Source organism: Micromonospora deserti (assembly GCF_003236335.1).
In the GTDB taxonomy this organism is placed as follows: Bacteria; Actinomycetota; Actinomycetes; order Mycobacteriales; family Micromonosporaceae; genus Micromonospora; species Micromonospora deserti.
On sequence record NZ_POUB01000261.1, the window covers coordinates 1 to 8,440 of the forward strand.

Consider the following 8,440-nt stretch of genomic DNA (forward strand, 5'->3'; position numbering starts at 1 on the left):
CCCCACCAGCGCCCCACCCGACCGCTGGCCCCAAGGGGCATCGACGCGGCCGCCTGGTTCGGGTGCAGCTGTTGTCTCCCCAGCGACAACAGCTGCACCCGGTCTTGTCGGGGGCGGCGGTTAGCGTGTGCCCGCTGTCGCCACGCCGGCCGCGTCGGCCGGGCGCTGACCCCCTCGGAGGCATCCATGTCGCAGGAGACGACCTACCTCGAACTGTCCGAAGTGGATGGTGGGGCGCACAAGTTCTACGAGGTCGTCGTCGACGACACCGCGCTAACCGTTCGCTACGGGCGGATCGGCGACCAGGGGCAGGTCAAGACCGCCACCTATCCGGACAACGCCCAGGCGCGCGCGGCGGCGGCGAAGAAGATCGGCGAGAAGATCCGCAAGGGGTACGCCCCGGCGGTGCCGGGTGTCCGCCAGAAGCGCACCGTCTCCCGGCGCCGCATCGTCAGCACCCGCTCCACCGCCCGCACCGCCCCGGTGCTCTGGCGCTATGACTCCGGCGCACCGGCCTTCGGCATCTTCGTGGACGACGGGCACTGCATGGTCGGCAACGAGCACGGGGTGATCACCACCCTCGGCCACGACGCCCGGGTGCTCAGCCAGGTCCGGCTCCCCGACGGGGTGAAGTGCATCGTCGCCGACGACGCCTGGGTCTACGCCGGCTGCGACGACGGCAACGTCTACGACCTCTCCGGCAAGATGCCCCGGGTGGCGTACGCGATCGCGCCGGAGATCGACATCTACTGGCTGGACATCCACGACGGGGTGCTGGGCGTCTCGGACGCCGACGGCGGGATCGCCGCCGTCGACCACGAGGACGAGTTCCTCTGGCGCCGGCCGGGGCGTGGCCGGTCCGCCTGGATGGTGCGCTGCGACGCCGATGCGCTCTACCACGGCCACTCACAGGGGGTCACCGGCTACGACTGGCGGACCGGCCGCGAGCTGTGGCACACCCGCACCGGGTCGGTGCTCTTCGGCTGGCAGGAGCCCGGCTCGGTGTTCGCCGGCACCGGCACCCGAGAGGTGGTCCGGCTGGCCAAGGACGGGCGGGTCGAGTGCAGCTACCGCTGCGACGCCCCGGTCTTCTCCTGCGCGACCGCCGAGGGCGGGCGGTACGTCTTCGCTGGCGACAGCCAGTCCTCCATCTACTGCTTCGACGCCGCCGGCACCCGGCTGTGGAAGCTCGGCACCGGCTGCGGCTCGGCGTACTCCATGCAATACCACGACGAGCGGCTCTACGTGGTCACCACGAGCGGCCACCTGGCCTGCGTGGACGCCAGCGAACCGGCGATCCGGGCGGCCGAGGCGGGCAGCGTGCCGGAGGTGGTCGACGTCAAGGCGCCCCGGCAGGCACCGGTCACCGCCGCGCCCACCCTGGTCGAGGTGACCAGCGACGCCGGCGCCGGCGTGGTGGTGCAGTGCGTGGACGACCGGGGGCGGCTGCGGGTGCGGGTGGTTACCGACGGCTACCGGCGGGACTGGTCGGTGCAGTTCCCCAAGGGCATCCGGGAGCCGGGCGCCCGCTATCTGGTCACCGAGGTCCGCGAGTCGGGTCGCGGCGGCTTCTACCGGGTGCACGGCGACATCCGCCGCCTGCGCTGACCGCCGGCCGCCGCGGGAACCGGGGTTACGGCGACGTCCGCCGCCTGCGCTGACCGCCGGCCGCCGCCGGAACCGGGGTTGCGGCGACATCCGCGCCGGACGTCCTGCCCGGCGAGGAAGTCGGAGAGCTAGCGAGCACGAACGTCTCCCACGCTGACCCGCCGCCGCCGAACCGGGGTTGCGGCGACTCCGCCGCTCAGGTAGGGCCGGACCGCGACCGGCGGGCGCGGGTTCAGCCGGCCTGACAGGCGGGGCACCAGTAGAGGTTGCGGCCGGCCAGTTGGCCCCGGCTCACGGCCGTGCCGCAGACGTGGCAGGGCGCGCCGGGGCGGCGGTAGACGTAGACCTCGCCGCCGTGCCGGTCGACCCGGGGATCGCGGCCCATCGCCTCGGGCAGGTGCGCGTCGCGGACGGTGTCGATCCGGCCGCGGTGGACGGCGGTCCGCATCAGCGCGACGAGGTCGGCCCAGAGCTGGTCCCAGCCGGCGCGGCCGAGCCGCCGGCCGGGCAGGGTGGGTGGCAGCCCGGACCGGAACAGCGCCTCGGTGACGAAGATCAACCCGGTGCCGGCCACCACGGCCTGGTCCAGCAGCAACGCCGCCAGTGGGGTGGCGCTGCGGCGGATCCGGGCGTACGCCCGTTCCGGGTCGGCGTCGGCGCGCAACGGGTCGGGGCCGAGCCGGCCGCGCAGCGCGGCCACCTCGGGCGGGGTGAGCAGTTCGCAGGCGGTGGGACCGCGCAGGTCAAGCCAGTGCCGGTCGCTGGTCAGCCGCAGCCGTACCTGACCGACCGGCTCCGGCGGCTCCCCGGCGCCGTCGGTGAACCTGCCGTAAAGGCCGAGGTGCACGTGCAGGGTCAGCTCGCCGGCGTGGTGGTGCAGCAGGTGCTTGCCGTACGCCTCGGTCGCCTCCAGGACCGTGCCGGTCAGCCGGGCGGCGCCCTCGGCGAACCGGCCCTGCGGGCTGGTGGCGTACAGCTTGTCACCGGCGAAGAGTTCGGCGTGCCGCGCCGCCAACCGGTGGATGGTGTGTCCCTCTGGCACGACGGCAACGGTAGCCCGGTCCCGGGACGGTACCGCCGCGGGCGTCGATGCGGACCGGTCCGGCCGGCGCGGCGGACAAGCGAGGTGTCGCGCGCGTCACGGTGGGGTACCTCGGAGTCGTTACCGCGCGGGCGCCGCCCACCCACCGGCCGCCGCGCACTCACCAGGAGGTGTGATGTGGTCAAGATTCCTTCCCTCTCGCGCCGGACGGGACCGGCCCCGGCGCGCGACGACAACCCCGACGGCCGGACCGAGGACGGCCGGGCTGGTCGCCCGGTGGTGACCGGCCGGGACGACGAGCCGGCGACCCACCACAGCCATGCCGCGACCGGCACCGACGACCGGGACGCCCCGGCCCGGCGGGCGGCGGAACGGGCGACGGTCGCCCGGGCCGCCACCGCCCGGCCGGTCGGCGACGGCACCCGGCGCCATCCCCGGGTCGATCCGGATCCGACCCTGGAGCGCACCCTCGACGGCCGCACCAGCGACCTCGACCGGGACGCGGTCATGGCACACCCCGGCGTCGTGGACCGGACGGCGGAGCGGCCCGTCGACCGGGATGGCGACGGCCTGCCCGACCGCGCGGCGCGCCCGGTGGCCGCCGGCCCGAAGCCGCGGGCCAGCCTGCTCGCCACGCTCGGCCTGGTCGCCGGCGTCACCGGCGCGCTCTTCGTGCTCACTGGCACCCTGGCCGGGTACGGCATCGGGCTCGGCGCGGTCGGCGCGGTGCTCGCCGTGCTCGGTCTGGTGGCCACCCGGCGCCGGCACGTCGCCGGCACGACCGACGCGCTTCTCGGCGTCGCGTTCGGCCTTGGCGCGGTGGTCGTCGGCGTGCTGGCGATGACCGGCCAGTTCGACTGGCCGACCACCGACGGCGACTGGGTCGCCCGCTTCCGCGAGTGGCTCGACTCACAGTTTGCCGACCGCTGGTAGCGGGCACTGTAGGGCTCGCCGGCGGTGCGCCGGCAGACGACGCCGCACCGGCGGCGGGCCCGACCAGCCTGGTGGTTCACCAGCCGGGCACACCCATTCGGGGGCGGCGGTTCGCCGCCCCCGAAGTGTTTTCCAGGGCCGGATGGCACCGTACGCAATGAACCACCGCCGTCCGGCAGTCAGACGCAACGATCAGTCGGCCTGTGCAACTCTCAGCGGTGGATCGCTCCGCCGGTGCCGCATAACGTTGAGCAACGGCGCCAGCCCGTGGGCCGACGGTGGCCGGGCGCGCCCGACACCTGGGAGCAGGACAATGACGATGGACGCCACCAGCCAGCGCTTCCTCATGTGCCGGCCGACGTACTTCGCCGTCGACTACGCGATCAACCCGTGGATGGATCCCACCGCGCCGGTCGACGCCGACCTGGCGGTCCGGCAGTGGGAGCAGCTGCGCCAGATCTACCGGGACCTGGGCCACACCGTCGAGGAGATCACTCCGGTGCCCGGCCTGCCCGACATGGTCTTCGCCGCGAACGGCGGCACCGTGATCGACGGCAAGGCGATGGCCGTGCAGTTCCGCGACCCGCAGCGCGCCGACGAAGCCCCCGCGTACCGGGCCTGGTTCGAGGCCGCCGGCTTCGAGATGTACGACCCGAAGCACGTCAACGAGGGTGAGGGCGACATCCTGCTGGTCGGCGACTACCTGCTCGCCGGCACCGGGTTCCGTACCGCGCACGCCTCGCACGCCCAACTGCAGGAGGTCTTCGGCTATCCGGTGATCACCATGCAGCTGGTCGACCCGCGCTTCTACCACCTGGACACCGCGCTCACCGTGCTCGACGAGCGGACCGTGGCGTACCTGCCCGAGGCGTTCTCGCCGGGCAGCCGGGCCGTGCTGCGCCGGCTCTTCCCGGACGCGGTGCACGCCACCATGGCCGACGCCGAGGTGCTCGGGCTCAACGCGGTCAGCGACGGCCGGCACGTGGTGCTGCCGGCGCAGGCCACCACCCTGGCCGCGGCGCTGCGGGACCGGGGTTACGAGACCATCGGCGTCGACCTGTCCGAGCTGCGCAAGGCCGGCGGCGGACCGAAGTGCTGCACGTTGCGACTCCGTCAGGGAAAGGCGAGCAAGTGATCGAGGACATGCTGCGGACGCCGGGAGCGGTCCGCGACGCGGAGCGCTGGACCGCGCACAACTACCACCCGCTGCCGGTGGTGATCTCCTCCGCCGAGGGTGCCTGGCTGACCGACGTGGACGGCCGCCGCTACCTCGACTGCCTGGCCGGCTACTCGGCGCTGAACTTCGGCCACCGGCACCCGAAGCTGATCGCCGCCGCGCACGCGCAGCTCGACCGGCTGACCCTCACCAGCCGGGCGTTCATCCACGACCAGTTCGCCGACTTCTGCCGGGAGCTGGCCGAGCTCTGCGGCAAGGACCTGGTGCTGCCGATGAACACCGGCGCCGAGGCGGTGGAGACCGGCGTCAAGGTGGCCCGCAAATGGGGCTACCAGGTCAAGGGCGTGGCCCCCGGGCAGGCCAACATCGTGGTGGCCGAGGGCAACTTCCACGGCCGGACGACCACCATCGTCAGCTTCTCCACCGACGAGGACGCCCGCGCCGACTTCGGGCCGTACACCCCCGGCTTCACCGTTGTGCCGTACGGCGACCTGGACGCGCTGGCCGCCGCGATCGACGAGAACACGGTCGCCGTGCTGATCGAGCCGATCCAGGGCGAGCAGGGTGTGGTGGTGCCGCCGGCGGGCTACCTGCCGGGCGTACGCCGCGTCTGCACCGACAACAACGTGCTCTTCATCGCCGACGAGATCCAGTCGGGGCTGGGCCGCACCGGTGCGACGTTCGCCTGCGACCACGAGGGCGTCACGCCGGACATGTACCTGCTGGGCAAGGCGCTCGGTGGGGGCATCGTGCCGGTGTCGGCGGTGGCGGCCGACGCGAACGTGCTCGGCGTGCTGAAGCCGGGCCAGCACGGCTCCACCTTCGGCGGCAACCCGCTGGCCTGCGCGGTGGCGACCGAGGTGGTCCGGCTGCTGACCACCGGCGAGTTCCAGCGCCGCTCTGCCGAGCTGGGCGCCCGGCTGCACGCCGGCCTCCAGGCGCTGGTCGGCAGGGGCCTCGTCGCGGTGCGCGGCCGGGGCCTGTGGGCTGGGCTGGACATCGACCCGGCGCTGATGACCGGCCGGGAGGCATGCGAGCGGCTGGCCGAGCGCGGCGTGCTCGTCAAGGACACGCACGGCTCCACCATCCGGCTGGCCCCGCCGCTGGTGATCACCGAGGAGGAGATCGACCACGCGGTCGCCCAGCTCGCCGCCGTCCTGGCCGGCTGAGCGGACGTGCCAGGACGGCGGGGGTGGTCGGGACACGGTCCGACCGCCCCCGCCGTCGCTGTCCCGGCCGGCCCCGGCGCTCAGCGGGGCAGGCGCATGGCCATGGTGGGAGCCTCGGCCATCACCGAGGTGGGGCTGTACGGGGCGCCGGCGGGCAGCTCGTCGGGGCGGCCGACCTGCACGCCGGGGTAGAGCTCCACCATGTCGCCCCCGGCCAGCACCCGGGACTGCCTGGGCGCCAGCGCGACCCGGTCCGACTCGGCCATCGAGCCGCCCGGCCGGATGCCCGACCCGTTGGTGCTGACGTCGGTGACGATCACCTCGCCGACCCGCAGCTCGAACCGGACGTGGCCACGGCTGATCCACCGGCGGGCCTCGTCGTTGAGCCACTGGCCGAGCATGATCCCGCCGGCCTGCTCCGGTGCCCGGCCGACCAGCACGGGCTGGTCCTCGGTGAGCACGAAGCGCCGCCGGATCAGCCCGCCGATGCGCACCGCGAGCACCTCGGTACGCGGCCGCGGCCCGGCGTCGCCGAGCCGGGTGCCGTGCCGGGGGCAGGTCGGCACGCCGCCCCGCAGCGAGGGCGGCGGCTGCCCGGCCGGGCTGCGCTCGGTGACCCGGGCCAGGTCGGCGAAGGCTCCGCCGCCCCCGCCACCGCCGAAGAGCGCGCAGCCCGGCTCGGGGCAGCGCCAATGCCGGGCGAGGAGCTTGACGCCGGCGGGCGACCGCTCACCGGCGACCGGCGTGTCACCGCCACCGACGTGGGCGACGAAGACCGGCCCACCGGCGCCCGGCACCGGGGCCACCACCCGGCCGGGCTGCTCGACCAGCCACGGGTACCGCCCGCGCAGGCCGTCGGCGCGGACCCGGGTGAGCACGGGCAGGCCGAGCAGGTCGGCCACCTCCAGCATCCGGTCGCCCGGGTTGTCGAGCACCTCGACCAGCCCGTCGTCGGCCCACCGCCGCACCACCATGCGCTCGTTGGAGGTGAGGTCGGCGTCGGAGAGCAGCGCCCGGTGCACGACCGCGTAGACCGGGACGCTGTCCTCCTCCAGCTGCCGGGACAGCGCGTCGATGACCATGCCGAGGCGGAGCAGGCTGGCCGGCCGGCCGCCGTCGATGTCCTGGTAGCGGATCACCTCGGCCAGGTCGAGGACCGCGCGGGCCAGCGAGGGATCGGTGCAGACCCGGCCCTCGATGGCGTCCAGCACCTTGCTGATCTCGAATCTCATCGGACGCTCCCCAGGATCTCGTCGATCCGCCGGGCCAGTTCCAGGTCACGGCGGGTGACCCCGCCCGCCGAGTGGGTGACGCAGCGGAAGGTCAGGGTCCGCCAGCGGATGTCGATGTCGGGATGGTGGTCGAGTTCCTCGGCCGTCACGGCCACCCGGTCCACCACCGCGATGGCGTCCGGGAAGCTGGCCAGCTCCGCGGTACGGGTGATCCCGGCGGGGTCTCCCGACCAGCCCGCCAGCCCACCCAGCTCGTCTCGCACCGCCTCCGCGGTGAGCACGTCTGCCATGGGGAGACCCTACCGGGGCGTGCCGGGACGACGCTGACCAGCGGCGCCGGGGCCGCGCTCAGCCTCGGCCTGACCGGATGCGGCACCGCAACGGACGCCCCGGCCGGCAACGGCGGCGCCAGCGGCGACGCGGCACCGGCCACCAGCGCCCCGGCTGAGCCCCGCGCCGAGCTCACCGCCGCCGCGCAGAAGCTGAACGAGCAGAGCGTCCGGATGAAGCTCACGTCGTCCGTACTCAACGGTGGCGGGTGATGGACCCGGCCACCCGGACCGGCGAGATGACGCTGAGCATGGGCGCAGGGCAACTTCCGGATCGTGATAGTCGGCGACGACGCGTACCTCAAGGTGACCGGCCTGCCCGGGCTGCCGAAAGAGTGGCTGCACATGGACGCCACCAAGCTCGGCCAGAGCGGCCAGCTCAACCTGATCAGGGCGATGGGTTCCTGATCGACCGCACCAGGAAGGGGCGGCGCCCGTCGGCGCCGCCCCTTCGCGCGTCCGCCGGGGTCAGTCGCCGCGCAGCGGCCGGCCCACCTCGTGCAGGTGCGCGAGCGCCTGACGGTACGACTCGACGAGCCCTGTCTCGACGTACGGGACGCCCCGCTCGGCGCAGTAGGCCCTGACGAGCGGCCGGGCACGACGCAGGTTCGCCCGGGGCATGTTCGGGAACAGGTGGTGCTCGATCTGGTAGTTGAGGCCACCGAGCGCGAGGTCGACCAGCCGGCTGCCCCGCACGTTGCGCGAGGTGAGCACCTGCTTGCGGAGGAAGTCCAGCTCGTCGGCCGCGGTCGGCATCGGCATGCCCTTGTGGTTCGGGGCGAACGAGCAGCCCATGTAGAGGCCCCACAGCCCCTGGTGGACGGCGGCGAAGAGCAGCGCCTTCAGCGGCGACATCACCAGCAGCAGCGCACCGACGTAGGCCACCGTGTGCACGACCAGCAGCAACCCCTCCACCCCCCGGTGCCGCACTGGGGTGCGGAACCGGGGGG

9 protein-coding genes are annotated in these 8,440 nt (G+C 74.0%); 5 read left to right on the forward strand and 4 right to left on the reverse strand.

Going from position 1 to position 8,440, the window contains the following annotated elements:
• Positions 1–186: 186 nt before the first annotated feature.
• Positions 187–1,608, forward strand: coding sequence for a WGR domain-containing protein (locus tag C1I99_RS25990; RefSeq protein ID WP_111136822.1), 1,422 nt, complete (start codon positions 187–189; stop codon positions 1,606–1,608).
• 232 nt (positions 1,609–1,840) lie between these two features.
• Here the strand turns inward: C1I99_RS25990 and C1I99_RS25995 are convergent, their stop codons facing one another.
• On the reverse strand, positions 1,841–2,650 hold the full coding sequence (locus C1I99_RS25995) for an Fpg/Nei family DNA glycosylase (protein WP_111136823.1): 810 nt from the start codon (positions 2,648–2,650) through the stop codon (positions 1,841–1,843).
• A gap of 177 nt (positions 2,651–2,827) precedes the next feature.
• Between C1I99_RS25995 and C1I99_RS26000 the strand changes: the two genes are divergently transcribed.
• From C1I99_RS26000 to rocD, 3 genes are all read left to right on the forward strand, one after another.
• Entirely contained in the window at positions 2,828–3,583 is a 756-nt protein-coding gene (locus C1I99_RS26000) for a DMT family transporter (RefSeq protein WP_233512718.1), read from the forward strand.
• Between the two features lie 319 nt (positions 3,584–3,902).
• Complete coding sequence (gene ddaH / locus C1I99_RS26005) at positions 3,903–4,718, forward strand: dimethylargininase (RefSeq protein ID WP_199562399.1); 816 nt, start codon at positions 3,903–3,905, stop codon at positions 4,716–4,718.
• Complete coding sequence (rocD, locus tag C1I99_RS26010) at positions 4,715–5,929, forward strand: ornithine--oxo-acid transaminase (protein ID WP_199562398.1); 1,215 nt, start codon at positions 4,715–4,717, stop codon at positions 5,927–5,929. Before ddaH ends, rocD begins: the two co-directional genes overlap by 4 nt.
• A gap of 80 nt (positions 5,930–6,009) precedes the next feature.
• Here the strand turns inward: rocD and C1I99_RS26015 are convergent, their stop codons facing one another.
• Together C1I99_RS26015 and C1I99_RS26020 are read right to left on the reverse strand one after the other, a co-directional pair.
• Complete coding sequence (locus C1I99_RS26015) at positions 6,010–7,161, reverse strand: FHA domain-containing protein (RefSeq protein WP_111136825.1); 1,152 nt, start codon at positions 7,159–7,161, stop codon at positions 6,010–6,012.
• Complete coding sequence (locus tag C1I99_RS26020; RefSeq protein ID WP_111136826.1) at positions 7,158–7,451, reverse strand: 4a-hydroxytetrahydrobiopterin dehydratase; 294 nt, start codon at positions 7,449–7,451, stop codon at positions 7,158–7,160. Before C1I99_RS26020 ends, C1I99_RS26015 begins: the two co-directional genes overlap by 4 nt.
• A 315-nt stretch (positions 7,452–7,766) precedes the next feature.
• Here C1I99_RS26020 and C1I99_RS34655 point away from each other — a divergent pair, with 315 nt between their 5' ends.
• A complete protein-coding gene (locus C1I99_RS34655) occupies positions 7,767–7,898 on the forward strand; it encodes a hypothetical protein (protein WP_267897518.1) in 132 nt (43 codons plus the stop codon).
• A gap of 60 nt (positions 7,899–7,958) precedes the next feature.
• Here the strand turns inward: C1I99_RS34655 and C1I99_RS26025 are convergent.
• Positions 7,959–8,440, reverse strand: a 482-nt coding sequence (locus C1I99_RS26025; protein WP_146604057.1) for a fatty acid desaturase family protein, incomplete at its 5' end; no start/stop codon positions are given.

Excerpts from the sequence above, each read along its gene's own strand:
- C1I99_RS26015 (WP_111136825.1), bottom strand. The coding sequence starts at position 7,161 with ATGAGATTCGAGATCAGCAAGGTGCTGGACGCCATCGAGGGCCGGGTC.
- C1I99_RS25990 (WP_111136822.1), top strand. The coding sequence starts at position 187 with ATGTCGCAGGAGACGACCTACCTCGAACTGTCCGAAGTGGATGGTGGG.
- C1I99_RS26020 (WP_111136826.1), bottom strand. The coding sequence starts at position 7,451 with ATGGCAGACGTGCTCACCGCGGAGGCGGTGCGAGACGAGCTGGGTGGG.
- ddaH (WP_199562399.1), top strand. The coding sequence starts at position 3,903 with ATGGACGCCACCAGCCAGCGCTTCCTCATGTGCCGGCCGACGTACTTC.